The 25,466-nt window shown below is 41.5% G+C and carries 22 protein-coding genes and 4 pseudogenes; 23 read left to right on the top strand and 3 right to left on the bottom strand.

Going from position 1 to position 25,466, the window contains the following annotated elements; translation table 11 throughout:
* Positions 1 to 7: 7 nt before the first annotated feature.
* The 6 genes and pseudogenes from priA (at position 8) to JCM15074_RS11325 (ending at position 7,111) form a co-directional block, all read left to right on the top strand.
* Positions 8 to 2,203, top strand: coding sequence for a primosomal protein N' (gene priA / locus JCM15074_RS11350; protein WP_025821309.1), 2,196 nt, complete (start codon positions 8 to 10; stop codon positions 2,201 to 2,203).
* Between the two features lie 112 nt (positions 2,204 to 2,315).
* The gene (gene argS, locus JCM15074_RS11345; RefSeq protein ID WP_025821308.1) at positions 2,316 to 4,061 is read left to right on the top strand and encodes an arginine--tRNA ligase; all 1,746 of its coding nucleotides are present in this window, start codon (positions 2,316 to 2,318) and stop codon (positions 4,059 to 4,061) included.
* Between the two features lie 2 nt (positions 4,062 to 4,063).
* Positions 4,064 to 4,618, top strand: coding sequence for an SPOR domain-containing protein (locus JCM15074_RS11340; protein ID WP_025821307.1), 555 nt, complete (start codon positions 4,064 to 4,066; stop codon positions 4,616 to 4,618).
* 154 nt (positions 4,619 to 4,772) lie between these two features.
* A pseudogene (gene hslV / locus JCM15074_RS21915) lies at positions 4,773 to 5,295 on the top strand (ATP-dependent protease subunit HslV).
* Positions 5,296 to 5,316: 21 nt separating this feature from the next.
* Positions 5,317 to 6,642: an ATP-dependent protease ATPase subunit HslU gene (gene hslU / locus JCM15074_RS11330; protein WP_025821306.1), complete on the top strand. Its 1,326-nt coding sequence runs from the start codon at positions 5,317 to 5,319 to the stop codon at positions 6,640 to 6,642.
* A gap of 82 nt (positions 6,643 to 6,724) precedes the next feature.
* The gene (locus tag JCM15074_RS11325) at positions 6,725 to 7,111 is read left to right on the top strand and encodes a gamma-butyrobetaine hydroxylase family protein (RefSeq protein ID WP_025821305.1); all 387 of its coding nucleotides are present in this window, start codon (positions 6,725 to 6,727) and stop codon (positions 7,109 to 7,111) included.
* Here JCM15074_RS11325 and JCM15074_RS11320 read toward each other — a convergent pair.
* On the bottom strand, positions 7,108 to 7,347 hold the full coding sequence (locus tag JCM15074_RS11320; RefSeq protein ID WP_025821304.1) for a YgjV family protein: 240 nt from the start codon (positions 7,345 to 7,347) through the stop codon (positions 7,108 to 7,110). The genes JCM15074_RS11325 and JCM15074_RS11320 overlap by 4 nt on opposite strands.
* Before the next feature lie 271 nt (positions 7,348 to 7,618).
* Between JCM15074_RS11320 and rraA the strand changes: the two genes are divergently transcribed.
* From rraA to JCM15074_RS11255, 13 genes and pseudogenes are all read left to right on the top strand, one after another.
* The gene (gene rraA, locus JCM15074_RS11315) at positions 7,619 to 8,104 is read left to right on the top strand and encodes a ribonuclease E activity regulator RraA (RefSeq protein ID WP_025821303.1); all 486 of its coding nucleotides are present in this window, start codon (positions 7,619 to 7,621) and stop codon (positions 8,102 to 8,104) included.
* A gap of 102 nt (positions 8,105 to 8,206) precedes the next feature.
* Complete coding sequence (locus tag JCM15074_RS11310; protein WP_025821302.1) at positions 8,207 to 9,226, top strand: arginase family protein; 1,020 nt, start codon at positions 8,207 to 8,209, stop codon at positions 9,224 to 9,226.
* 199 nt (positions 9,227 to 9,425) lie between these two features.
* Positions 9,426 to 10,181 (top strand): bifunctional demethylmenaquinone methyltransferase/2-methoxy-6-polyprenyl-1,4-benzoquinol methylase UbiE, encoded by a 756-nt coding sequence (gene ubiE, locus JCM15074_RS11305; RefSeq protein WP_025821301.1) that lies wholly within the window; start codon positions 9,426 to 9,428, stop codon positions 10,179 to 10,181.
* Entirely contained in the window at positions 10,181 to 10,801 is a 621-nt protein-coding gene (locus JCM15074_RS11300; RefSeq protein ID WP_025821300.1) for a ubiquinone biosynthesis accessory factor UbiJ, read from the top strand. Before ubiE ends, JCM15074_RS11300 begins: the two co-directional genes overlap by 1 nt.
* A complete protein-coding gene (gene ubiB, locus JCM15074_RS11295; RefSeq protein ID WP_025821299.1) occupies positions 10,798 to 12,447 on the top strand; it encodes a ubiquinone biosynthesis regulatory protein kinase UbiB in 1,650 nt (549 codons plus the stop codon). The genes JCM15074_RS11300 and ubiB overlap by 4 nt, the downstream gene beginning before the upstream one ends.
* Before the next feature lie 69 nt (positions 12,448 to 12,516).
* Positions 12,517 to 12,819, top strand: coding sequence for a twin-arginine translocase TatA/TatE family subunit (gene tatA, locus JCM15074_RS11290; protein WP_025821298.1), 303 nt, complete (start codon positions 12,517 to 12,519; stop codon positions 12,817 to 12,819).
* Positions 12,820 to 12,825: 6 nt separating this feature from the next.
* On the top strand, positions 12,826 to 13,215 hold the full coding sequence (gene tatB, locus JCM15074_RS11285) for a Sec-independent protein translocase protein TatB (RefSeq protein WP_025821297.1): 390 nt from the start codon (positions 12,826 to 12,828) through the stop codon (positions 13,213 to 13,215).
* Between the two features lie 10 nt (positions 13,216 to 13,225).
* A pseudogene (gene tatC / locus JCM15074_RS21910) lies at positions 13,226 to 14,010 on the top strand (twin-arginine translocase subunit TatC).
* Positions 14,011 to 14,192: 182 nt separating this feature from the next.
* Positions 14,193 to 14,663 (top strand): hypothetical protein, encoded by a 471-nt coding sequence (locus tag JCM15074_RS11275; protein ID WP_025821296.1) that lies wholly within the window; start codon positions 14,193 to 14,195, stop codon positions 14,661 to 14,663.
* Positions 14,663 to 15,454, top strand: coding sequence for a TatD family hydrolase (locus tag JCM15074_RS11270; RefSeq protein ID WP_025821295.1), 792 nt, complete (start codon positions 14,663 to 14,665; stop codon positions 15,452 to 15,454). The genes JCM15074_RS11275 and JCM15074_RS11270 overlap by 1 nt, the downstream gene beginning before the upstream one ends.
* 12 nt (positions 15,455 to 15,466) lie before the next feature.
* On the top strand, positions 15,467 to 17,308 hold the full coding sequence (locus tag JCM15074_RS11265) for a sensor domain-containing diguanylate cyclase (protein ID WP_025821294.1): 1,842 nt from the start codon (positions 15,467 to 15,469) through the stop codon (positions 17,306 to 17,308).
* Positions 17,309 to 17,324: 16 nt separating this feature from the next.
* Complete coding sequence (gene hemB, locus JCM15074_RS11260; RefSeq protein WP_025821293.1) at positions 17,325 to 18,335, top strand: porphobilinogen synthase; 1,011 nt, start codon at positions 17,325 to 17,327, stop codon at positions 18,333 to 18,335.
* 151 nt (positions 18,336 to 18,486) lie between these two features.
* On the top strand, positions 18,487 to 19,017 hold the full coding sequence (locus JCM15074_RS11255; RefSeq protein WP_025821292.1) for a thioredoxin family protein: 531 nt from the start codon (positions 18,487 to 18,489) through the stop codon (positions 19,015 to 19,017).
* A 71-nt stretch (positions 19,018 to 19,088) separates the two neighbouring features.
* On the opposite strand, the gene JCM15074_RS11250 is transcribed toward JCM15074_RS11255, so the two are convergent.
* Together JCM15074_RS11250 and rhlB are read right to left on the bottom strand one after the other, a co-directional pair.
* The gene (locus tag JCM15074_RS11250; RefSeq protein WP_148300781.1) at positions 19,089 to 19,997 is read right to left on the bottom strand and encodes a Ppx/GppA phosphatase family protein; all 909 of its coding nucleotides are present in this window, start codon (positions 19,995 to 19,997) and stop codon (positions 19,089 to 19,091) included.
* Positions 19,998 to 20,000: 3 nt separating this feature from the next.
* Positions 20,001 to 21,298, bottom strand: a pseudogene (gene rhlB / locus JCM15074_RS21905) (ATP-dependent RNA helicase RhlB).
* Between the two features lie 195 nt (positions 21,299 to 21,493).
* Between rhlB and trxA the strand changes: the two are divergent.
* The 4 genes and pseudogenes from trxA to dusB all read left to right on the top strand — a co-directional run bounded on the left by trxA (position 21,494) and on the right by dusB (position 25,448).
* Positions 21,494 to 21,820 (top strand): thioredoxin TrxA, encoded by a 327-nt coding sequence (gene trxA / locus JCM15074_RS11240; RefSeq protein ID WP_025821290.1) that lies wholly within the window; start codon positions 21,494 to 21,496, stop codon positions 21,818 to 21,820.
* Between the two features lie 194 nt (positions 21,821 to 22,014).
* Entirely contained in the window at positions 22,015 to 23,277 is a 1,263-nt protein-coding gene (gene rho / locus JCM15074_RS11235) for a transcription termination factor Rho (protein ID WP_025821289.1), read from the top strand.
* 181 nt (positions 23,278 to 23,458) lie between these two features.
* Complete coding sequence (gene prmA / locus JCM15074_RS11230; RefSeq protein WP_025821288.1) at positions 23,459 to 24,340, top strand: 50S ribosomal protein L11 methyltransferase; 882 nt, start codon at positions 23,459 to 23,461, stop codon at positions 24,338 to 24,340.
* A gap of 149 nt (positions 24,341 to 24,489) precedes the next feature.
* Positions 24,490 to 25,448: pseudogene (gene dusB, locus JCM15074_RS21900) on the top strand (tRNA dihydrouridine synthase DusB).
* The last annotated feature ends 18 nt before the right edge of the window (positions 25,449 to 25,466 follow it).

The raw sequence follows: 25,466 nt of genomic DNA, 5'->3' as shown, positions 1-25,466 counted from the left end.
TGCTTGTATGACTCTTTTTGTCGAAGTAGCTTTGCCTGTACCGTTACGGCAAAACTTCAGTTATAGCGTGCCAACAACGATAGCGATAACGCCTGTTATTGGTGCTCGCGTAAAAGTCCCTTTTGGCAGGGTTCAATTAATCGGACTGATCACAGCTGTAATGGATCAGTGCTCGCTGCCACCTGCAAAAATAAAACCCATACTAGAAATATTAGACCAACAAGCAATTTTGCCAGAAAGTCTTTTCAAATTAACTTTATGGGCAGCTCGCTATTATTTTTGTAGCCAAGGACAAATGCTCACCCAAGCCCTCCCTGTTGCACTAAGGAAGGGAGCCGATACCAATAGCAAAGATAAAAGCTGCTGGGTATTATCTCAAACAGGTAAAGAAGCGGCACTAGAGCAATTTAAAAAAGCCCCCGCGCAACGTAAAATTATTCAATATTTACAACAACAAAGTCTAGAGTCTGCCGATATTAATTTGCTTGAGCTAAGCCGAGCAGGATTAAAAGCACTACATGATAAAGGCTTTATTAAGCAAATAGATGTCAAACATGAAGTTGATTTAAGTTGGCGCCATAAGCCAGTTTTAGATGAACAACCACATAAATTAAACCCAGAGCAAGCGATTGCCGTTGCAGCGATTAATCAACTCACGGGCTATGCCACATGTTTAATAGAAGGTATTACAGGCTCGGGCAAAACTGAAGTTTATTTAGCCGCGTTAGAGCGTATTATTAATGAGGGTAAACAAGCCCTTATTCTTGTACCTGAAATAGGCCTTACCCCACAAACGATTAACCGATTTAAACGCCGTTTTAATGTCACAGTGGCAGTGCTTCACTCTGGTTTAACCGACAATCAGCGTCTGCATGCATGGCGACAAGCGAGCGCAGGCGAAGCGGCTATTATTATCGGCACTCGTTCGGCATTATTTACGCCAATGGCCTACCCAGGCATTATTATTCTTGATGAAGAACATGACGCGAGTTTTAAACAACAAGAAGGCATTGGTTATCACGCTCGTGATTTAGCGGTTATGCGTGGCAATTTAGAAAAAATTCCGGTATTACTTGGTTCTGCAACGCCATCATTAGAAAGTCTGCAAAATGCTCTCAGTGGACGTTACCGCCACCTATTACTTAATCAACGTGCTGGTAATGCTGAAAAAGTTAAACAGGGCATTATTGATATTCGTAATCAGCCGCTTAATACTGGACTATCGACCGCGCTCATTAATGAGATGAGACTGCATCTTGATGCGGGTAATCAAGTATTATTGTTTCTAAACCGCCGCGGTTTTGCCCCAGCATTGATTTGCCATGAGTGTGGTTATCTGCATGAGTGTGATCGCTGTGATGCTTTTTTCACAGTTCATCAAGCATTAGGTGAAATATGCTGCCATCACTGTGGTAACCAATATGCCATTCCCCGTCAATGTCACCAATGTGGTAGCACGATGTTAATGGGGCAAGGTGTAGGAACGGAACAATTAGAACAAGTCCTTACGCAACTTTTCCCAGATCATCCTGTGGTACGAATTGACCGTGACACGACTCGCCTCAAAGGCAGTCTTGAACAGCACCTAAACGCGATTCATAAAGGTGAATATAAGATTTTACTTGGCACTCAAATGCTCGCCAAAGGTCATCACTTCCCAGATGTTACGTTAGTGGGATTATTAGATGTTGATGGAGCCCTTTTTAGTGCAGACTTTAGGGCACCAGAACGTTTTGGCCAGCTTTATACTCAAGTTGCAGGGCGTGCAGGTCGCGCCAATAAGCCCGGTACCGTTTTACTGCAAACACATCAAAGCGATAACCCTATTTTACGTGATATACTACACAGAGGTTACGGTGAATTTGCGCGCAGTCAATTACAAGAGCGTAATCAAGCACAGTTGCCGCCAGCATGGCATATGTTATTAATTAGAGCGGAATCTCATGACGCTCAAGATGCAGATAACCTACTCAATGCTATCTGTAATCTGTGTCAATTGGACGATGACTTTGAAGTTATTGGCCCAATACCAGCACCATTAGATAAAAAAGCCGGTAAATATCGACGTCAATTAATGCTACAAGCCAAAACTCGTGCTAGGTTACAACTTGAGTTTGAGCAAATTTTACCGCAAATTGATCAATTACCAGAGGCAAAACGCTGCCGTTGGAGCCTAGATCGAGATCCACAAGATCTACTTTAAATACATTTTCATGAAAAATTTATTCAGAAGATAGCTATTTAGGCCGTTAAAGCGTTAAAATATGCTGTTATTACGTACAGTTTTCTTTCAGTTAGTATCAGATAAAACGCCAATGAAATCACATATTCAATCTTTGCTAGAACAAACCCTTGATTCCCTTAAACAACAGGGCATCATCCCTGCAGATTTTACAGCACGAATCCAAGTCGATCGAACCAAAGATAAATCACATGGAGATCTGGCGACCAACTTAGCAATGATGCTAACTAAGGCCGCGGGAATGAAGCCAAGAGATTTGGCGCAATTAATTATCGACAACTTACCTGAGTCATCTCATGTTGCAAAAGTCGAAATTGCAGGTCCAGGATTTATCAACTTCTTTATTGATGACAATGCTCTTGCGAGCCAACTACAAGTTGCGCTAGAAGATGAGCATTTAGGCATTCAATTACCACAACAACAAACTATCGTTGTTGATTACTCTTCGCCTAACCTTGCTAAAGAGATGCACGTAGGTCACCTACGTTCAACTATCATCGGTGACAGCGCTGCCCGCGCGCTGGAGTTTTTAGGTCACAATGTTATTCGTCAAAACCACGTAGGCGACTGGGGTACTCAGTTTGGTATGTTGCTTGCCTATATGGAAGAGCTACGCGCTCAACATCAAGACAAAGCACATTTAGAACTTGCTGATTTAGAAGGCTTCTACCGTGCAGCAAAATTGCGTTTTGACGAATCTGCAGATTTTGCTACTCGCGCACGTCAGCTAGTAGTAGAACTACAATCAGGTGATGAGTACTGCCATAAACTATGGCAAGAGTTTAATAATATTTCATTAAACCATTGTTACGATATTTACCAGCGTTTAGGTGTGAGCATGACTCGCGCAGATATTCGTGGTGAAAGTTCATATAACGATGATTTACCACAAGTTGTTACTGACTTAGACAAACTCGGTTTGCTGTCAGAAAGTAATGGCGCAAAAGTGGTTTTCCAAAACGAATTTAAAACCAAAGAAGGCGAGCCTTTACCGGTTATTATTCAAAAAGCAGATGGCGGCTATTTATATGCCACAACTGACTTAGCAGCCATGCGTTACCGTTCAAATATATTACACGCTGACCGTGTACTTTACTTTGTTGATTTACGCCAAGCACTGCATTTCCAACAAGTATTTAATCTCGCTAAAACGGCTAACTTTGTAAGCAAAGAGATGAGCCTAGAACACTTAGGCTTCGGTACCATGAACGGTGAAGATGGCCGTCCATTTAAAACCCGTAGCGGTGGTGTAGTTAAGCTGGTTGATCTATTAGATGAAGCAGTGGTACGTGCAACTGAACTTGTACGCAGTAAGAATCCAGATATGGATGAAGCTGAACTTGAAAGCATTGCAAAAGTGGTAGGTATTGCTTCTGTTAAGTACGCTGATTTATCTAAGAACCGTGCTAGCGATTATATCTTCAGCTTCGAGCAAATGCTGAGCTTTGAAGGTAATACAGCGCCTTACTTACTTTATGCATACACTCGTGTTGCAGGCATCTTCAAGCGTGCTGCAGATATTGATTTATCGAATGCAAAAATTGTACTTGAGCATGACAAAGAGAAAGAGTTAGGCAGTAAATTAGCGCAGTTTGGTGAAACAGTTAACCGTATGGTTGCTAAAGGCCAACCGCATGTGCTTTGTGCATATTTATTCGAGTTAGCCGGTGCCTTCTCTAGCTTCTATGAAGCTTGTCCAGTACTAGCAGCAGAAACCGAAGAGCAGAAACTTAGCCGCTTATTATTAGCAAAACTTACCGCTAAGACCCTAAAACAAGGTCTAACCTTATTAGGCATTGAAACCTTAGAGCGTATGTAATAATGAGTAATCGTGATTACGCTAACCGCAAACCACGAAAAAGCGGGAAGGCGCGTACTACATCGCGTAAAGCGACTGCAGCACCGAAGCGCTTCCCGATAATATTGGCAATCGCCGTCACTGTTATTGTCGTAGGTTTTGGTTATTTTTTGTGGCACCTAAAAAGTGCCACACCAGAGCCTGTTGCCGTACCTGAAGTGAAAGTGGTTCAGCCCGTAGTAAAGAAAGATCCAAATGCACTACCACCTAAGCCCAAAGAAGAATGGACTTATTTGGAAACCTTAGAAAATAAAAAGGTTGAAATCGACTTACCTAAAGATACTAAGCCAACGCGTCCATATCAGATGCAATGTGGTTCATTTAAAGTGAAATCACAGGCTGAAGAAATGAAAGCGATCATCGCTTTCCAAGGGTTAAGCGCACAAATAAGACATCAGGGCTCTTGGTTTAAAGTCGTGCTGGGACCTTACGAACGCAAACGTCTTGCTGAACGTGAACGCCATAAGCTTCAAGCTGCTGGTATGAACGGTTGCCAAATCTGGTTCTGGGAAGGCTAACCTAACCACGATTGCATAATGTATTAGCTAATATTAAGGCGACAATTGATAAAATTGTCGCCTTTTTCTTGATATTTACTTTTTCTACCCCCATATCCCTTTCATTAGCCCGATAATTGAGTTTGTCTCATCGGCAAAAGTAAGAGGATCTATCGTGACCACAATCGTATCAGTACGCCGCAATAATCAAGTTGTTATCGCAGGAGACGGCCAAGTCTCATTAGGCAATACCGTAATGAAAGGTAATGCTAAAAAAGTACGTCGCTTATACCATAATCAAGTATTAGCCGGTTTTGCCGGTGGTACCGCCGATGCCTTCACCTTATTCGAGCGCTTTGAAGCAAAATTAGAAATGCATCAAGGCCATTTAATGAAAGCTGCTGTTGAGTTAGCCAAAGATTGGCGTACCGACCGCATGCTACGCAAGTTAGAAGCACTACTTGCCGTTGCAGATTCTGAAAGCTCTCTCATCATTACTGGTAATGGTGACGTAGTTCAACCTGAAAATGACCTAATTGCGATTGGTTCAGGTGGTAATTTTGCTCAATCTGCAGCCATTGCACTATTAGAAAACACCGACTTATCAGCTAGAGATTGCTGAAAAATCATTAACGATTGCGGGTAATATCTGCGTGTTTACTAACCAATTCAAAACGATCGAAGAATTAAAATATTAATTTTTCGAGAGAGGAAATAATATGTCTGAAATGACACCACGTGAAATTGTTCACGAACTTGATGCCCATATCATTGGTCAACACAATGCCAAGCGCTCAGTTGCAATAGCACTGCGTAACCGCTGGCGTCGTATGCAACTTGATGCTGCATTACGTCAAGAAGTCACACCAAAAAACATTCTAATGATTGGTCCAACAGGTGTTGGTAAAACAGAGATTGCCCGTCGTCTTGCCAAATTAGCTAAAGCACCTTTTATTAAGGTTGAAGCGACTAAATTCACTGAAGTGGGTTATGTGGGTAAAGAAGTTGACCAAATCATTCGCGATCTCACTGAAGTCGCAATCAAACTGACTCGTGAAGAGCAAATGGCTAAGTGTAAATTCCGCGCCGAAGAAAATGCTGAAGAGCGTATTCTAGATGCACTTTTACCTAAGCCTAAAAATGATTGGGAGACTGAAACTAAAACTGATTCAGGTACTCGCCAAGTATTCCGTAAAAAATTACGTGAAGGTCAATTAGACGATAAAGAGATCGAAATTGATATTGCTGAGCCACAAGCTGGTATTGAAATCATGTCACCTCCAGGTATGGAAGAGATGACTTCACAGCTACAAAGCATGTTCCAAAATATGGGACAAGGCGCAACTAAGCGTCGTAAGCTTAAAATCAAAGATGCCTTTAAGCAGCTGATTGAAGAAGAAGCGGCTAAGTTAGTGAACCAAGAAGATCTAAAACAACAAGCTATTGAGCTAGTTGAACAACACGGTATCGTGTTCTTAGATGAGATTGATAAGATCTGTAAGCGTGGCGACAGCTCAGGCCCAGACGTATCACGCGAAGGTGTTCAGCGCGATCTACTACCTTTAGTTGAAGGTTCTACCATTAACACTAAACATGGTATGGTTAAAACCGACCATATTCTGTTTATTGCATCTGGTGCATTCCAGATGGCAAAGCCTTCTGATTTAATTCCTGAATTACAAGGTCGTTTACCAATTCGTGTTGAATTAGAAGCACTTTCAGCCAACGACTTTAAGCGGATTTTGGTTGAGCCACACGCATCACTAACTGAACAGTATGCTGCATTAATGGCAACTGAAGGCGTTAAGGTTGAGTTTGCAGAATCTGGCATTGAGCGTATTGCAGAAGCAGCATGGCAAGTAAACGAGCGTACCGAAAATATTGGTGCTCGACGTTTACATACTGTGATGGAAAAACTGATGGAAGAGATCTCTTATGATGCTTCTGATAAATCAGGTGAAAGCTTCATCATTGATGCTAAGTATGTCAATGACCATTTAGACACGCTTGTACAAGATGAAGATCTAAGTCGCTTCATTCTGTAAAAACAAACTATACCTGAGGTTGCTTGGGTATATACTTAAGGGCAGGTTATCCTGCCCTTTTTTATGGATTTTGAGAAAAGTTATGACTGTCAATACACCCAATGTTACTGGCCTTAAACTGAAGCGTAAATCACGCTTACTTGAAGTCACCTTTGATAATGGTGAAACCCATGCCATCAGCTGCGAGATGCTACGCGTATATTCACCATCAGCAGAAGTACACGGTCATGGCAATCCGGTATTAGTGACCCATAAAAAGAACGTTAATATTACTGCGCTAGAGCCGGTTGGTCGTTATGCAGTAAAAATCGTATTTGATGATGGTCATAATACAGGTCTATATTCATGGAAAATCCTCTATGATTTATGCACTAACCAAGCTGAATTGTTTGAACAATATCTCGCAAAATTACGCGCCGCTAAAGCGAGCCGCGAACCACTGATTGCCATGAATATATCTTATAGCTAATCAGCTGATTTGGGCTGGTTATATATTTTGATTAAATGATAAATATTGATACCAGCCACAAATGCATTCATGCCTGCCACGGGCCAAGCCGTAATGCCTATTCCATAAATGACAAACAAGCTACAACCCACAAAATTAAGCCAACGTAGCCAAATAATATCCTTCATCATCAATGAAATAGCCACCATCACCGAGGCTAAATATCCTATAATTTCAATACTATTAATCTCACTCATAGATGCCTCTCAAATAAAAAACGATCTTAATTGATCTGCTTATATTATGTTTAGATTATGTAACAAATAACGATAAATAAAGATATTTAAATACAAACATGACAAACATTAACTAATACTGTAAAAATCAATAACATCTACATCATCTGCATAAAATTCACTCAATTGCGTGATTGATAACGCTTTTCTTTTTAAAAATCCCTTATATACTGGAATTAAACCGCTAGTTTGTACTGCTCCCTGTACAACGCGGATCTACAGGAGTGAATTTATGGAATACAACACCTCAGAACTGTGTGACATGTATCTAGATGTCGTTGACGTTGTGGAACCTATGTTCAGTAACTATGGTGGTTGTAACTCATTTGGTGGCTCTATCAGCACAATCAAGTGTTTTGAAGACAATGGTCTAATTGCTGAAGTCCTTCAAGAAGATGGCGAAGGCAAGGTACTACTGGTTGATGGTGGTGGTTCACTGAGACGTGCACTAGTTGATGCATCAATTGCCGAAATTGCAGCAAATAACAACTGGGAAGGCATTATTGTCTATGGCAGTGTCCGTGATGTAGATACGCTAGAGGAAATAGATATAGGCATTCAAGCGCTTGCCTCTATTCCCGTAGGAGCAGATGGTAATGGTATTGGTGAAGTTGAAGTGCCTGTGAATTTTGGCGGTGTCACCTTCCTACCGGGCGATCATATCTATGCTGATAACACCGGCGTTATTCTTTCCCCTGAACCATTAGATATTGAATAAGCGATTGTTATCCATTAAAGCCAGCATTTAGCTGGCTTTTTTATTGCCCAAACCATGATAATTAGCAACAATAGCGAAACATTTTATTATCATGCAGACTTTATGGCTCAATTTCACTATTTTACCGATACAGCTGCCAAGCAACTGATTCACCCACGTGAAGGTGAACGTAAACTCGGCCAAGCAATTCAATACCCACAAACACAATTATCAATAGCCGCAAACCTACAGCAAGCGCAACAAGCAGGTGTTAAGTTCGTTATCGTGGGATTAAGTGATGATGTTGGACCGCAAGCTAATTATGGCCGTGCGGGTGCAACAGGTGCATTTACAGCGGCTATGCAACAATGGCTCAATCTACAAGCGAATGATTTCTTTGATGCTAGCTGCACTATGGTATTAGGCGAACTGCAACAAGATATCCCCTCTTCATCAGATATTGAATCACTACGCAGGGCAACGGCTGAATTTGATCAAGCAGTGATCCCGTTAGTCAGCGAAGTATTCAAGCAAGGTATGCAATTAATTGCCATAGGCGGTGGCCATAACAATGCTTATGGCATTATCAAAGCCCTAAGTGAAACAAAACACAGTGGCATAGCGGCGATCAACCTTGACCCACATTGTGACTTTAGACCATTAGAAGGCCGCCATAGCGGCAATGGCTTTAGTTATGCGGCAACAGAAGGCTATCTTAAGCAATATCATGTTTTGGGCTTACATGAACTTAAAAACTCGCAAGCCAGTCTTGAGCAACTCAATCGATTTGGTGCCAGTTGGCATACCTTCCAACAAATATGGGTTAGACAAGAACTCACACTCAATCAAGCTTGCCAACAAGCATTATCAAAGTTCGCTGAAGATGACTTACCATTTGGTATTGAACTCGATGTTGATGCTATTAACAACATGCCAGCAAGCGCTATTACAGTAGCAGGGGTGCCATTGATTGATGCTGCACGTTATATTCATTTTTTTGCACATCATTGCCAACCAAACTATCTCCATGTCACAGAAGCAGCACCAAGTTGCCATAACGTCAGCTCAAGTATCGGAATTCGTGAAGTAGGTCAAAGTATTAGCGAATTAATTTATGCATATATTAAGCCGCAGCTTATTTAAATTTAGCTAATACTCATGTACGTGAGGATCGTTGTATAAATGGACAGTTTTATGCTCTAATGCCCGCTGACATAAGCATGGATAAATCGCCCATTAACGCGCAGTATTTAAACTTGATCACAGACTAATCAATTAGTGATTCTGCGTATAAATTGGATAGCTTAAACTACCACAGTCAATATTTTAATAGGAATAAGAAATGTCAGAAGGCGCACCAAAGAGTACCCATTTTGGTTATAAAACAGTAGAAACTGAGCAGAAAGCCGATCTGGTTGCCGACGTTTTCCACTCTGTTGCGGCTAAATACGACATCATGAATGATGTAATGTCATTTGGCATTCATCGTTTTTGGAAACGCTTTACCATTGAAACAGCAGCCCCTCGCCCAGGTATGCATGTGCTAGACCTAGCAGGCGGTACTGGCGATTTAACCGCTAAATTTTCAGATCTTGTCGGTCCAACTGGTAAAGTAGTATTAGCAGATATTAACGACTCAATGTTAAAAGTAGGTCGAGCAAAATTACGCGACCGAGGCATTGTAGGTAATGTTAATTATGTGCAAGCTAACGCAGAAGCGCTGCCATTCCCAGACAATTACTTTGATATTATTACTATCGCTTTTGGTCTACGTAATGTGACCGATAAAGATGCAGCATTGCGCTCAATGCAACGTGTACTAAAGCCAGGCGGAAAACTGTTAGTATTAGAGTTTTCTAAGCCTCAACATGAAGTGATGCGTAAAATATACGACACATATAGCTTCAAGATTTTGCCAAAAATGGGACAAATGATTACAGATGATGCAGACAGCTATGAATACTTAGCTGAATCAATTCGTATGCATCCAGATCAAGAAACCTTAAAGCAAATGATGTGTGATGCAGGCTTTGAGCAAGTTGATTACACCAATATGACCGATGGTATTGTAGCGCTACACCGCGGATACAAGTTCTAATGCAAGTCAATCACTTGGCACTCGGATTATGTTCAATGCTGGAGCTTGCATTTGCTAAAGCCCAGCAATACAGCCAACCAGATAACGAATTACCCACCAGTCTCAAAGGGCAAGTGATTGCAATACAATTACGCCAGCTTGATTGGCCTATTTATCTGATTCTAAGCTCACGTATTCAAGTGCTAAGTCATTATAAAGGCGAATCAAATTGTGCTGTAAGTACCGACTTGCAGCATCTATATTCGCTGACAGAAGGTGAAAACCTCACCCAATTAATCAAACAAGATAAATTACAAATTGAAGGTGATTTATCAGTTTTACAAAATTTTAGCCATTATCTGCAGCATTTAGACGTTGATATTATTGAACCACTGGCACAAGTCATCGGCGATGCGCCAGCGCATATGTTCAGCCAACAGCTGCTACGAGGCAAACAACGTCTACAACAAATAGGTCGGCAAACAGAACGACATTTTAGCCAATTGACTACCCAAGAATACCGATTAGCACCACATAAGCTTGAGATGATTAATTTTACCGATAACATTGAACTTATAAACCAAGACATTGATGCTTTGGCGGTGCGCATACAACAGTTGGAACACAAGGTTAACACATGACAAAAAGCAGTATCAGCAGAGGTTATCAAGTACTTAAAACGGCTTTGCAATACGGTTTAGATGATCTGATTCCCAGTAATGTCGCCCCTTGGTACTTAAAACTGCTACGTCATAGTTTATTCTGGATCCGCAACCAGCATAAAGATAAACCAGCAGGTGAGCGACTTAAACTGGCACTGCAACAACTGGGGCCCATTTATATCAAGCTTGGGCAAATGCTCTCAACTCGCCGCGACTTACTCAATGACGAGTGGGCAATGCAATTAGCCATGCTGCAAGATAAAGTGCCCTCTTTTGATGGCAAACTTGCACGCCAAGAAATTGAAACCGCCCTTCAAGCCCCTATTGAGTCTCTATTCGATAACTTTGACGAACAGCCATTAGCATCAGCCTCAATTGCTCAAGTTCACAGTGCAAATTTAAAAAGTACTGGGGCAGATGTTGTCTTAAAGGTGCTTAGACCAAATATTGAAGCGCAAATTCATGCTGATTTGCAGTTGATGAAAAAGTTAGCCAATATCGTTGACTCACTCCTTGGCAGTGATAACCGCTTACGCGCACCAGAAGTTATCGCAGATTACAGGCATACCATCCTAGGTGAGCTAGACTTAAATAAAGAAGCGGCTAACGCCATCAAATTAAAGCAAAATTTTGCCGATTCAGAAGCATTGTATATACCCGCGGTTTACCAAGACTTATGCTCACAACGGCTAATGGTGATGGAACGCATTTATGGCATTCCAGTATCAGATATTGATGCATTAAATGCCCAAGGCACAGATTTAAAGCTATTAGCTGAGCGTGGCGTACAAGTCTTTTTTACTCAGGTATTTAGAGATAACTTCTTTCATGCTGATATGCATCCTGGCAATATTTTTGTATCGACAGAGCAACCAGATAACCCACAATATATCGGCTTGGATTGCGGTATTATGGGCAGTCTCACTAAAGAAGATCAACGCTATCTTGCAGAGAACTTCTTAGCTTTCTTTAATCGTGATTATCAACGTATTGCTCAGCTTTATATTGAATCCGGTTGGGTCACTGATAGCACTGATAAGTACGCTTTTGAGCAAGCGATCAAGCAAGTGTGTGAACCCATGTTTAATAAGCCGCTATCTGAAATTTCATTCGGATTGTTGCTATTAGAACTGTTCAAAACCGCACGCGAATTTGAAATCGTAGTGCAGCCACAACTCGTTTTACTTGAAAAAACATTGCTTTACATCGAGGGGTTAGGCCGTCAACTATATCCACAACTTGATTTATGGCAAACCGCAAAACCATTCTTAGAACAGTGGATGGATGAGCAAATCGGCGTTAAACATATGTTTAACCAGATTAAGCAACAGCTACCAAGCTGGGCAGATAAAATCCCTGAGCTACCAGAACTCGTTTATGACAATTTAAAATTAGGTAAATCTTTATTAACTCAGCAACAAAAGTTACTTGATAAATACCTAATTCATCAAAGAAAATTGCATAAGAGTAACTTTTTGCTGATAACTTCGGCGATTTTGTTGATCTGTGGCACAATTTTATTCAACCAGCAGGTTACACTATCGGGCGCTTGTGCCTGTATAATACTTGGCGCAGCGGTATGGCTAATGGGATGGCGATCTAGACCAAAAAACCGTACACTTTAGCTAGCACTAAACTTTTATAGGTTCATAATATAACAAGAACCTACTATCAATCTTTATGAGGATACCTGCATGGGTGGTATTAGTATTTGGCAACTTCTAATTATTGCTTTAATCGTAGTTTTGTTATTCGGAACTAAAAAGCTTCGTTCGCTAGGTGGTGACCTAGGTGGTGCAATAAAAGGATTTAAGAGCGCAATGTCTACTGAAGATGAGAAAAAAGCCATCGAAGAAAAAGACGCTGCGGCCACTTCTGCACCAGAATCTACAGCTCAAGCAACAACTGCAACTGCTCAAACAGCGCAGCCTGTTAAAGCTGAGCAAACAGCACAAGCGGCTCCTGAAAAGAAGCCAGAGTCTAAAGAACAGGCGTAAATCCATATGTTCGACGGTATTGGCTTTTCAGAGCTACTGTTGATCGGTATTTTGGGGCTGGTTGTACTCGGCCCCGAAAGATTACCTACCGCAGTCCGCTCCATTACAGGTTGGATCCGCGCGATGAAACGCATGGCCAACTCAGTAAAAGATGAACTCGAGCAGGAACTCAAGCTAGAAGAGTTACACAATGACTTAAAGAAAGCCGAAAACAAAGGCTTATCTAATTTGTCGCCCGAGTTACAAGAATCGATTGATCAGCTAAAACAAGCAGCTCAATCTGTTAATCGTCCATATGATGTTTCAGACATTCCTTCTGCGAGTGATTCACCAAAGGTTACTAAACCTCAAGACTCATCAAACCAGACGACGTCTAATTCAGACACTAAAAGTTAACAGGTAATCCATGTCGCAACAGCAACCGCTTATTGGTCACTTGCTTGAGCTACGCACTAAGCTGCTTAAAGCAATCGCAAGTGTACTAATTGTATTTATCAGCTTAGTTTACTGGGCTAAAGATATTTACCACTATGTAGCAACACCATTAATGCAAGCCATGCCAGCACATAGCAGCATGATTGCAACGGATGTCGCGGCGCCTTTCTTTGCCCCGTTTAAATTAACCTTAGTATTAGCATTTTTTATTGCTATTCCTTACGTGCTATACCAAATTTGGTCATTTATCGCGCCGGGACTTTACAAGCATGAAAAACGCTTAGTTATGCCACTACTGGTGAGCAGTACTTTACTGTTTTATCTTGGTATTGCATTTGCCTACTATGTGGTATTCCCTATTGTATTTGGTTTCTTTGCTAACGCAGCGCCAGAAGGTGTTGAAGTCGCAACAGATATCAGTAGTTACTTAAGCTTTATTTTAAAACTGTTTTTTGCATTTGGTTTAGCTTTTGAAATCCCTATCGCAGTAATTTTATTGTGCTGGGCAGGTGTCACTACACCTGATGATTTAAAAGCCAAGCGACCATATATTGTGGTTGGTGCATTCGTGGTCGGTATGCTATTAACACCGCCAGATGTACTGTCTCAAACCATGCTCGCTATACCTATGTTGATCTTATTTGAAGGTGGTTTGTTGGCGGCTCGTTTTATAGCAAGTCAGCAGATGATGAAGAAGAAGACGACGAACAACAAGACAATGAACAGCAAAAAGATGAGCATCAAGCTAATCAATAATTTTTAGTGCTAACTTGTTGGTTTAAATACTTAAAGCGGGATTGCAAATATTCTCATGCCAGTTGTCGATAATAATTATCGACATAATATTGGCTGAATATAGTTTGCTAACCCGCTTTTTTATTATATAAATCAGAGACGACCTATTTTAAAAATAAGCAAAACACATAAGGAATTTGTTAATGCGATTATCTTGGTTCTCTGCCAGCCTTATTTTACTTTCAACTAGTACCCATGCGGCATCACCGATAAACTCATTACAAGATTGTCGGCAGATTAACGATAAGCTAGAAAGATTAGTCTGTTATGACAACTTAGCTGATGCTCAACAAGTTAACCCACAAGCTCAAGCAACAATCGTGGCGACTCCACCTGCCGTTGTAGCAAGCAAGCCAGAAAACACCTTTGGCGTGATACCTAAACCGATTGAAAAAGTAGATAAGATTGAACTGACAATCAGTAAAGTAAACAAAAATCCTTATGGTGCACTGCGACTTTACTTTGAAAATGGTCAAGTATGGAAGCAAACTGATACCCGTAGTTTCCGCTTAAAGTCAGGTGATAAGGTTTACATCGAAAGAGCAGCTTTAGGGTCATTTTTATTAGGTATAGACGGCCGTAATACCACCATTAGGGTTAAGCGCGTAGAATAATGAATTTAACGTATACAGATATCGCTGTTAATTTAATTGGCAGTGATTTAGAGCAAAACTACCAATCAATTATTGATGGTGCGGCTGCCGTTGGAGTGTCGCAAATGATCATCATTGGTAGTGATCTCACCGAGAGCCAGCATGTTATTGATATTTGCCAGCAGTACCCAAATCAACTTTACGCGACTGCTGGTGTACATCCGCACCATGCCAGTCAATGGCAGCCTCAAAGTAAACAACAATTAGCCAGCTTATTACAACACGCATCAGTTGTAGCTGTTGGTGAATGCGGCTTAGATTACAATCGGGATTTCTCGCCAAGAGCCGATCAAAGAAAAGCATTTAGCGAGCAATTACAGCTTGCAGTTGAAACTCAGCTGCCTGTGTATATGCATGAACGCGATGCTCATCAAGATTTTTACGACATCTTAAAAGAGTTTCGTGCAGACTTAAGTAATGCCGTATTGCATTGCTTTACTGGTGAACAGGCGCATATGGAACGTTATCTTGAATTGGGTTTACATTTAGGTATCACAGGCTGGGTTTGCGATGAACGCCGTGGCCAAACCTTAGCTGAGTTGGTTAAAACCATGCCTGCCGATAAAATAATGATTGAAACTGATAGCCCTTACCTCTTACCTAGAAGCATGCGACCAAAACCCAAATCAAGCAAAAATAAACCAAGCTATTTACCCTATATTGCTCAATATATTGCAGATTTACGTGGAGAACCACTCGAGGTATTTGCTAACCAATGCCAACTAAATACCCAAACATTTTTTAATATTTAACAGTGTGATTGCATGAAATATATTTGCTTTGTTAGCCTCGCGATCCTGTCACTAGTCATTAATGCTAGGGTTGCATTCGCCCATTCAGAGCAAGAGCTCAGCCATATAATAGAGATAAATAGCAGCACAATAAGCACGATTCAACAGGCGATAACCAGTCAACACTGGCGATTAATGACAGCGAAAGATCGTCAAATCATTGATGATAAAACCGTATGGCTTAAACTCACCTTGCCCGTATCCACTTCAGCCGCAGATCAACAAGCAATATTAATTAATAATCCACTGCTTGATCATATTACGGTTTATCAAGTTCAGCAGGGTAAAGTCACCCAAACAGTGAAATTAGGCGACAATATCCCTTTCAGTGCCAGACCCATTGCCAGTACCAACTTTATCGTGCCTTTTTATCGTGATGATCAAATTCAAACCTTTTATCTGCAAGTCTCATCGAGTGGTAACTTAAATCTCCCCATTCATGTTGTAAATCTTAAACAGCTATCAGAACGGCTAGAGTTACAGGCTTTAATTGATGGTTTACAGTTAGGTGGCCTCATTATTATCAGTATTTTCACTGTGTTAATTGCCATATTGTCTCGCTCTAAAAGCTATATCTATTACTCTTGCTATGTATTTACCATTACCTTGTTAGCCGCGAGTTTAAATGGTTATGCATTTCGTTTTTTATGGCCACAATTACCGCAAGTCCAACAGTTGATTATGCCTGTACTTATCCCTGTTATTTTGGCATTAGCGCTAATGTTTACAGAGCAAGTATTACGTCTCAAAAATGACTCGATTAAGCTGTCAAAGACGTGCAAAGGATTAACGTTCACAATGATCCTCATTGGCATAATGAGCCAATTTATTAGTTATACCCATGCCCTATTTACCAATATGTTTATGGCCATTATTGTGGCCATTACCATGACATTCATCGCCACGGTTCAAGGTGCTAAACAACACAAAATGGCGAAGTTATTTGCAATCGCTTGGGGCTGTTTATTAGTCGGTACATGTTGGTCTGGTGCACTTTACACTGGCATAGCAAATAGTCAGATGCAGCCACAAATGCCGATAATGATCGGCTTAACGTTCGAAATTCTCATTATGGGATTTATTCTTGCGGTACGTTTTAACGATGAGCGTCAACAGAAACAGCAAATGCAACAAGATGCCTTACACCAAGCCGAACAGATAAAAATCGCTAAAGATGAGGCGTTATATCTAAAGAATATCAGTCATGATCGCTTAGAGCGCATGGTACATGAGCGCACAATCAAGCTAGAAAAAACCCTTAAAGAACTTAGTATTGCCAATACCAAATTGGTTGAGTTATCGACATCAGATGCCTTAACTGGCGTCAATAATAGAGTATCCTTTGACGAAACCTTACTCTATCAAAGTAAACTGAGCCGCCGCTATCAAGCGAGTCTGGCTTTACTTATTTTAGACATTGATGAGTTCAAACAAGTTAACGACACCCATGGTCACCTAGCCGGTGACGAGGTCTTAATTCAATTAGCTCGCAACATTGCCAAGCACTTAAAACGACCTTCTGATCATTTATCACGTTTTGGCGGCGAAGAGTTTGTTATTATTTTGCCAAATACTGATACCGATGGCGCTTTATCTGTTGCAGAAAAAATTCGTCAAGCAATTGAACATTTATCTATTCCTTGGCAGGAACATAAGTTAAATATTACGGTCAGTATTGGGGTCAGCGTGGCCATTATACAAGACACTTGTCAGCCGCATAAATTATTAGACCAAGCAGATAAAGCCCTATATCGAGCCAAACGATTAGGTCGCAACCAAGTTTGCCTCTATTCACCCGCAATAGAGACGCAATAAGTTTTAGGAGTTTAAAGTGAATATTATTACTAGTGCCTTCCCACAACGCAGAATGCGTCGCATGCGCAAACATGACTTTAGTCGTCGTTTAATGGCTGAGAATCAATTATCAGTTAACGACCTCATCTACCCAATGTTTGTACTTGAAGGTAATAATCGTACTGAGCAAGTTGCATCAATGCCAGGCGTTGAACGCTACTCAATTGATCTGCTATTAAAAGAAGCACAAGAATTAGTTGATTTAGGCATTCCAATGATTGCCCTATTCCCAGTGACACCTGCGGAAAAGAAAACATTAATGGCCGAAGAAGCTTATAACCCTGATGCACTAGTACAACGTGCAGTACGAGAGTTAAAGCGTGAATTCCCAGAGCTAGGTGTAATGACTGATGTGGCTCTTGACCCTTTTACTACCCATGGTCAAGACGGCATTATTGATGATACCGGCTATATCATGAACGACATCACTACTGAAATTTTAGTGAAGCAGGCGCTATCGCATGCTGAAGCTGGCGCAGATGTAATTGCACCATCAGATATGATGGATGGCCGTATTGGCGCAATCCGTGAAGCATTAGAAGAAGCGGGTTATGTTAATACTCTAATCATGGCCTACTCAGCTAAGTACTCTTCAAACTATTATGGTCCATTCCGTGATGCAGTTGGCTCTGCAGGCAACATTAAAGGTGGCAACAAGCACAGCTACCAAATGGATCCAGCCAATAGCGATGAAGCACTACATGAAGTTGCTCTTGATATTCAAGAAGGTGCAGATATGGTGATGGTAAAACCAGGTATGCCATACCTAGATATCGTGCATCGCGTTAAAACAGAACTTGCAGTGCCAACATACGCTTACCAAGTGAGTGGTGAATATGCTATGCATATGGCGGCGATTGAAAACGGTTGGTTGGCTGAAAAAGCCATCGTGATGGAATCACTATTATGCTTTAAACGCGCTGGTGCTAACGGCGTATTAACTTACTTTGCTAAGCGCGTAGCACAGTGGTTAAAAGAAGATAAATAGTCTTCACTAAACCTCTGCTAGAATTAAAGCCGCAATTATTGCGGCTTTTTTTTGTGACATTAAGCACAGCTCATACAAGAACTCCTTTGCCCACCTAGCATAAGGTGATTAATTGTTGGTATAGCCATGTACAAAACAATAAAAGGCATGTATGAAATCAATTATCAAAGTAGCACTGACACTCACGGCATTAGCCATTAGTGGTCAAAGTATGGCATCTTCGGGTTGTAGCTTTAGTGACTCAAACAGTTTTTTACCCACATGTGGGGCGGAGAAAAAAGAAGTGATTATTACCGGATTAATTAGCCCAGAAACATTAGCAAAAGAAGCATGGTTTGATGAAAGCCTAAAAGATTATAAAATTGATGAAGCGACGCTTGCACCACTTAAAGCGATCACGACACCAACAGAAATCGTAGTCATTATTGGCACTTGGTGCCCTGATTGTCACCGTGAAACCCCACGTTTCATTAAGATAATCGAGACCATCAATAACCCAAATATCACAGTAAAATATATAGGGATTGATCGTACTAAAACCGATCCTGATGGTTTAGCCAAAGCTTACGAATTTACCCGTATTCCAACCTTTATCGTTTATCAAGACGGTAAAGAGATCGGCCGAATTATCGAAAAACCAGCAGTATCATTAGAGCAAGATTTAGTGGCGATTTTGAAGTAATTGTTATAGTTCCACACAAAAAAAGCACCTTTAAGGTGCTTTTTGCTTTTATCTAGATGCCTTATAGAGCATTAAGCAATTCGCTGGGCTAACAACTGCAACACCCCTTCACGTAATGCGCCGCCAGAAAGCTCAAGTTGCTTAATATTAAGTAACTGAAATAATGCTAATAAAATGGCAACACTAGCCACAAATGTAGGAGCTCGCTCTGCGCTTAAATGAGAAATACCAACTAGACTAGCGTCGGTTTGCTGCAGAATTTCAGCTTGTAACTGTTGCAAAACCGCTAAGGTAATAACATCGCTTTGCTGACGTAGCTGCAATAGTTCAATCACAGACTGAACAGCGCCAGAGGCACCAACAACAGTCAGCCAACCAAGCTGCTTAAGTGACTTAAGTTGCGGTGCTAAGCACTTTGCAACGGCATCATGAGCCTGCTCAAATTGGTCTAGGTTATAGGGACTTTTGGCAAAAAATTGTCGATTAAAAGTGACACAGCCCATCTCTAAGCTAGTCTTATAAAGCAACTTATCACCGTCACCGATAATAAATTCAGTACTCGCGCCACCAATATCAATCACTAAACGGCGACCATCACCATCAGTCGTCGCCACCATACCTTGGTAAATCAACTCTGCTTCACGTAAGCCGCAAATGACATCAATATCAGCATGTAAAATCGATTTAGCCTGCTGCTTAAATTCAGCCGCATTGCTCATATTACGCAAAGTTGCCGTAGCAATAATCGCAATATGTTGATGACTTACCCCCTCTTTCCCTAGCATTTTGGCAAACATGCGTAGGCAATCTAAGCCCCGTTGCATCGCTTCATCTGACAAGCTGCCATCCGCTTGAAGTCCCTCTGCTAATCTTACTTTACGTTTATATTTAGCAACAATTTTAGGTTGGCCATCATGGGTATGAGCAACCAACATATTAAAACTATTAGAACCTAAGGTTATGGCAGCATATAGAGTCATAATTTACACTGGGCGACGACGCGCTCGATCATGACGCGCAGGGCGTTGGCCTGGACGCGTGCTTCTTTCTTTTGGGTTACGATTATGGCTAGTTGGTTTACGGTGAATCTTAACTGGCTCAGGAATATCATCCAATAGTGCATCGCTATCATAACGAGTTACTGGAATCGAATGCTCAATATAAGTTTCAATTGCTGGTAAGTTTAATGCGTATTCTTCACAAGCAAAGCTGATTGAACGTCCCTTCGCACCAGCTCGGCCAGTACGACCAATACGATGCACATAATCTTCACAATCATCAGGTAAATCATAGTTATAGACATGAGATACGTCAGAAATATGTAAACCACGCGCAGCAACATCAGTTGCCACTAAGAAATCTAACTCACCTTGAGTGAACTGCTCAAGAATACGTAAACGCTTCTTCTGCGGCACATCACCCGTCAACAATCCGACACGATGCCCATCACCTTGCAACCAGCCCCATAAATTTTCGCAGCTGTGCTTAGTGTTAGCGAAAATAATCGCTTTTTCAGGCCAATCTTCCTCAATCAATGACAATAGCAAACGCATTTTGTCTTCGTTTGATGGATATAAGATCTCTTCTTTAATATTCTTAGACGTCTTTTCATTAGGCGCAATTTCTACTTTTTCAGGATCATTCATATGATCATAAGCAAGCTCTTGCACTTTCATTGATAATGTCGCAGAAAACAGCATATTTAAACGCTGATTAGCCTGAGGCATACGACGGAATAAGAAGCGAATGTCCTTAATAAAACCAAGATCGAACATACGATCGGCTTCATCCAAAACCACCGCTTGAATCGAACTTAAATTGATCACCCCTTGGCGAACAAAATCGATAATTCGACCCGTGGTGCCAATAAGAATATCAATGCCTTTGTCTAAGACTTTTAATTGATTTTCATACGGCTCACCACCATAAACAATGCCCACTTTAAGATGAGTATGTTTTGCCAGTAATTGTGCATCTTTAGCAATTTGAATCGCTAATTCACGCGTTGGTGCCATAATAATCGCACGAGGCTGATTAAGTTGACGACCTTCAGGAATCGGTGTCGACAATAAATGATCAAATGTCGCCACTAAAACGCCAAAGTTTTACCAGTCCCTGTTTGCGCCTGACCAGCAATATCTTTGTTTCTAAGTAGAATAGGAAGAGATAACGCTTGAATAGGCGTGCAATATTCAAAGCCGTTCTCGGTAAGTGCCGCTTTTACTTCTGAATGTAGAGGTAGATCGGCAAATTTCTGTTTTGATAAATGTGTTTCGCTCATAGCCGCAAGCATAGCAGTTGGGGTACTAATAAGATACTCGATCGTTTGAAATAGCGACAACTAAATTTATCAACTTGAAAGCAATAAATTTGACCCAATATTTACCCTAGCGGCTTGAAGATGTAGACTTCAGGTGATTTGGGGATATAGCGAAGGCCATTATTAATGATAAATGGCATTTAATCGGAGAACATCATGAACGAAAAAATTATCAAATTAAGCGATGACAGCTTTGAAAACGACGTACTCAAGTCAGAATTACCAGTATTGGTAGACTTCTGGGCTGAGTGGTGTGGTCCATGCAAAATGATCGCCCCAATTCTTGACGATATTGCTGACGAATATGAAGGCAAGTTAATCGTGGGTAAAATGAACGTTGACCAAAACACTGCTACCCCAGCAAAATTTGGTGTACGTGGCATCCCTACACTGCTTGTAATCAAAGGCGGTGAATTAGTGGCAACTAAAGTCGGTGCGCTATCAAAGACTGATCTTAAAGCATTTCTTGACGAGCAATTATAAGATTTATTGAGCTTTGCCCAGTAAACTAAAAATAATTTGCTGGGCAAGCCTAAATTGCTGGACGCACAGACTCGATAGTGCTAGTTTAATAACCAATTTCGTAATTAACCCATTCTCGTTGTTCAATCAAACTCAAATACACTCGAAGCAGATTGACTGCGCTGAGCCCACTCGCGTAATAAAGACCCACCAACATGAACTTAACTGAATTAAAAGAAAAGTCGATATCTGACTTAGTCTCGCTAGCTGAAAGCATGAAGCTAGAAAACATGGCCCGTGCTCGTAAACAAGACATTATTTTTTCCATCTTAAAATCTCATGCTAAAAGTGGCGAAGATATTTTTGGCGGCGGCGTACTTGAAATCCTTCAAGATGGCTTTGGATTTTTAAGAAGTTCAGATGGATCATATTTAGCAGGTCCTGACGATATCTACGTTTCACCAAGCCAAATTCGTCGTTTTAATATGCGCACCGGTGATACGATTTTTGGTAAAATTCGTCCGCCAAAAGAAGGTGAGCGTTATTTTGCACTGCTAAAAGTAAACGAAGTTAACTTCGATAAGCCTGAAAACTCCCGCACTAAAATTCTATTTGAAAACCTTACCCCACTTCACGCAGAAGAACGTATCCGTATGGAACGTGGTAACGGTTCAACAGAAGATATCACCGCGCGTATTCTTGACCTATGTTCACCAATTGGTAAAGGTCAGCGTGGTTTGATTGTTGCGCCACCAAAAGCAGGTAAAACCCTATTATTACAGAACATTGCGCAAAGTATTGCTAATAACAACCCAGAAGTGGTGTTAATGGTATTACTGATTGACGAACGTCCTGAAGAAGTAACCGAAATGCAACGCCTAGTAAAAGGTGAAGTCATTGCTTCAACCTTCGATGAGCCAGCAAGCCGTCACGTACAAGTGGCAGAAATGGTCATCGAAAAAGCTAAGCGTTTAGTTGAGCATAAAAAAGACGTAGTGATCCTATTAGACTCTATTACTCGTCTAGCACGTGCATACAACACCGTTATTCCATCATCAGGTAAAGTACTTACCGGTGGTGTTGATGCTAACGCATTACACCGTCCAAAGCGTTTCTTTGGTGCAGCACGTAACATCGAACACGGCGGCAGCTTAACCATTATCGCAACAGCATTGGTTGATACTGGTTCTAAGATGGACGAAGTCATTTACGAAGAGTTCAAAGGTACAGGTAACCAAGAACTGCATTTATCTCGTAAAGCAGCTGAAAAGCGTGTATTCCCAGCGATTGACTTCAACCGCTCAGGTACTCGTCGTGAAGAAAAACTGACGACACCAGATGAACTACAGAAGATGTGGATCCTGCGTAAGATTCTTAATCCAATGGACGAAGTGAGCGCAATGGAATTCCTTATCGATCGCTTAGCAATGACTAAGACCAATGATGAATTCTTCTCAGCGATGAAACGTTCTAAGTAAGTTTCAGAAATCGCGTTCAAAAAACCGCCATATTGGCGGTTTTTTTACAAGCCAAAACTGCCTAAATATTGACCAGCCTCAATAAAATAACATTAAATCGATATTACTAATAAAATCCGCTGAAACTGATAATCGACAGTGGTATACTCGCCGATTATTTTTACACCAGTAGAGACATTCCATGCCTTGGATCCAATTAAGAATCGATACCGACAGCGAGCACGCCGAGCTACTTAGCGACCTGCTGATGGATGAAGGTTCACTATCAATTACTTTTGAAGATGGCCAAGATACGCCAATCTTTGAACCAAAACTGGGTGAAGTACCACTATGGAAACATACCGTGGTTATTGCTCTGTTTGATGCAGGCACAGATCTGACTCCAACGGTTGAAATGCTGCAAAATATGCCATTCTTAGGCGCAGATTTCAGTTATAAAATTGAACAAGTTGAAGACAAAGACTGGGTACGCGAATGGATGGATAACTTCCACCCAATTCAATTTGGCGAGCGTTTATGGATCTGCCCAAGCTGGCGTGAAATTCCGCATCCAGAAGCCGTCAACGTGATTCTCGATCCAGGTCTAGCATTTGGTACAGGTACCCACCCAACTACCGCATTATGTTTAGAGTGGTTAGACGGCTTAGATCTACAAAATAAATCAGTTATCGACTTTGGTTGTGGCTCAGGCATTCTTGCCGTAGCAGCAATTAAATTAGGCGCTGCAGAAGTCACTGGTATTGATATCGACTACCAAGCAATTGATGCCTCAAAAGCGAACGCAGAGCGCAATGAAGTGGCAGATAAGCTAACCCTATATCTACCAGAAGATCAGCCAGAGCAGCTACAAGCAGAAGTGCTAGTCGCTAATATTCTAGCGGGTCCATTACGTGAACTCGCGCCATTGATTGCAGAACGTGTACAACCAAACGGTTTATTAGCCCTTTCTGGTTTACTACGTGAACAAGCAGAAGAAATTAAAGCCCATTATGAGCAGTGGTTCGTGATGGATGAACCTGTTCACAAAGAAGATTGGACACGCTTGACAGGTAAGCGTAAATAACGCTAAAGCGCAGCCATGCTGCGCTAGCGCTGACTTCTTCTGTCGAGAATGTCAAGAAAAAAAGTTTTGCCTAGGTTATTTATTAACCTTTTCAGATGCGATAAAAAGGCGTACTATAGCGCCCCTTTGAAGAGCAAAGGTGAGATTTCATGCAAATTGGCCCCTACCAACTGAAAAACCAGTTGATCGTGGCACCAATGGCAGGTGTCACCGATCAGGCCTTTCGCAATCTCTGTTTACGCTACGGCGCAGCTATGGCTGTATCAGAGATGCTGTCGTGTAACCCAGAAGTCTGGGATACGGATAAAAGTCGCCAACGTATGGCTCACTCCGGTGAAGAAGGCATACGTTCGGTGCAAATTGCAGGTGCAGACCCACAATTGATGGCTGAGGCCGCTAAGTTCAATGTAGAACAAGGCGCGCAAATCATCGATATCAATATGGGCTGTCCAGCAAAGAAAGTGAATAAAAAGCTGGCGGGTTCAGCGTTAATGCAAAATCCAGAACTGGTAAGAGAGATCTTACAAACCGTGGTGAATGCAGTTGATGTCCCCGTCACGCTCAAGATTCGCACGGGTTGGGACCCAGAGCACAAGAATGGTGTTCAAATCGCCCAGATTGCCCAAGAGAGTGGCATTGTTGCCCTAGCCGTCCACGGCCGAACCAGACAATGCATGTACAAAGGCGAAGCCGAGTACGACACGATTAAAGCAATCAAACAGAGTATCTCGATACCTGTTGTCGCCAACGGTGATATCAATACACCTGAACAAGCACGGTTTGTGCTGGATTACACAGGGTTGATGCCGTGATGATAGGACGAGGCGCACAAGGACAACCATGGATTTTTCGCGAAATCCAACATTACTTGGAAACAGGCACTAAGCTTGCCCCAATTTTGTTAGAAGAAAAGCGTGTCATCATGCTAGAACATCTCGCAAAATTATATGCTTTGTATGGCGACTATAAGGGTCTTAGAATCGCTAGAAAGCATATCGGCTGGTACCTTAACCAAACTGAACAGCGTCAGTTCCGAGCCGATTTTAATCAGCTTGAAACCGTTGCAGAACAATGTTCCATGGTGGAACGTTATTTTGATGAATTGTAATTAATAAGAGCAGAATAC

It is taken from the genome of Shewanella marina JCM 15074 (assembly GCF_000614975.1).
Classification (GTDB): domain Bacteria; phylum Pseudomonadota; class Gammaproteobacteria; order Enterobacterales; family Shewanellaceae; genus Shewanella; species Shewanella marina.
This window is presented reverse-complemented; position numbering and strand designations above follow the sequence as displayed.

Bases quoted from the DNA above. Each gene is read 5' to 3' on its own strand.
- priA (WP_025821309.1), top strand. From the start codon at position 8: ATGACTCTTTTTGTCGAAGTAGCTTTGCCTGTACCGTTACGGCAAAAC.
- argS (WP_025821308.1), top strand. From the start codon at position 2,316: ATGAAATCACATATTCAATCTTTGCTAGAACAAACCCTTGATTCCCTT.
- JCM15074_RS11340 (WP_025821307.1), top strand. From the start codon at position 4,064: ATGAGTAATCGTGATTACGCTAACCGCAAACCACGAAAAAGCGGGAAG.
- hslU (WP_025821306.1), top strand. From the start codon at position 5,317: ATGTCTGAAATGACACCACGTGAAATTGTTCACGAACTTGATGCCCAT.
- JCM15074_RS11325 (WP_025821305.1), top strand. From the start codon at position 6,725: ATGACTGTCAATACACCCAATGTTACTGGCCTTAAACTGAAGCGTAAA.
- JCM15074_RS11320 (WP_025821304.1), bottom strand. From the start codon at position 7,347: ATGAGTGAGATTAATAGTATTGAAATTATAGGATATTTAGCCTCGGTG.
- rraA (WP_025821303.1), top strand. From the start codon at position 7,619: ATGGAATACAACACCTCAGAACTGTGTGACATGTATCTAGATGTCGTT.
- JCM15074_RS11310 (WP_025821302.1), top strand. From the start codon at position 8,207: ATGGCTCAATTTCACTATTTTACCGATACAGCTGCCAAGCAACTGATT.
- ubiE (WP_025821301.1), top strand. From the start codon at position 9,426: ATGTCAGAAGGCGCACCAAAGAGTACCCATTTTGGTTATAAAACAGTA.
- JCM15074_RS11300 (WP_025821300.1), top strand. From the start codon at position 10,181: ATGCAAGTCAATCACTTGGCACTCGGATTATGTTCAATGCTGGAGCTT.
- ubiB (WP_025821299.1), top strand. From the start codon at position 10,798: ATGACAAAAAGCAGTATCAGCAGAGGTTATCAAGTACTTAAAACGGCT.
- tatA (WP_025821298.1), top strand. From the start codon at position 12,517: ATGGGTGGTATTAGTATTTGGCAACTTCTAATTATTGCTTTAATCGTA.
- tatB (WP_025821297.1), top strand. From the start codon at position 12,826: ATGTTCGACGGTATTGGCTTTTCAGAGCTACTGTTGATCGGTATTTTG.
- JCM15074_RS11275 (WP_025821296.1), top strand. From the start codon at position 14,193: ATGCGATTATCTTGGTTCTCTGCCAGCCTTATTTTACTTTCAACTAGT.
- JCM15074_RS11270 (WP_025821295.1), top strand. From the start codon at position 14,663: ATGAATTTAACGTATACAGATATCGCTGTTAATTTAATTGGCAGTGAT.
- JCM15074_RS11265 (WP_025821294.1), top strand. From the start codon at position 15,467: ATGAAATATATTTGCTTTGTTAGCCTCGCGATCCTGTCACTAGTCATT.
- JCM15074_RS11255 (WP_025821292.1), top strand. From the start codon at position 18,487: ATGAAATCAATTATCAAAGTAGCACTGACACTCACGGCATTAGCCATT.
- JCM15074_RS11250 (WP_148300781.1), bottom strand. From the start codon at position 19,997: ATGACTCTATATGCTGCCATAACCTTAGGTTCTAATAGTTTTAATATG.
- trxA (WP_025821290.1), top strand. From the start codon at position 21,494: ATGAACGAAAAAATTATCAAATTAAGCGATGACAGCTTTGAAAACGAC.
- rho (WP_025821289.1), top strand. From the start codon at position 22,015: ATGAACTTAACTGAATTAAAAGAAAAGTCGATATCTGACTTAGTCTCG.
- prmA (WP_025821288.1), top strand. From the start codon at position 23,459: ATGCCTTGGATCCAATTAAGAATCGATACCGACAGCGAGCACGCCGAG.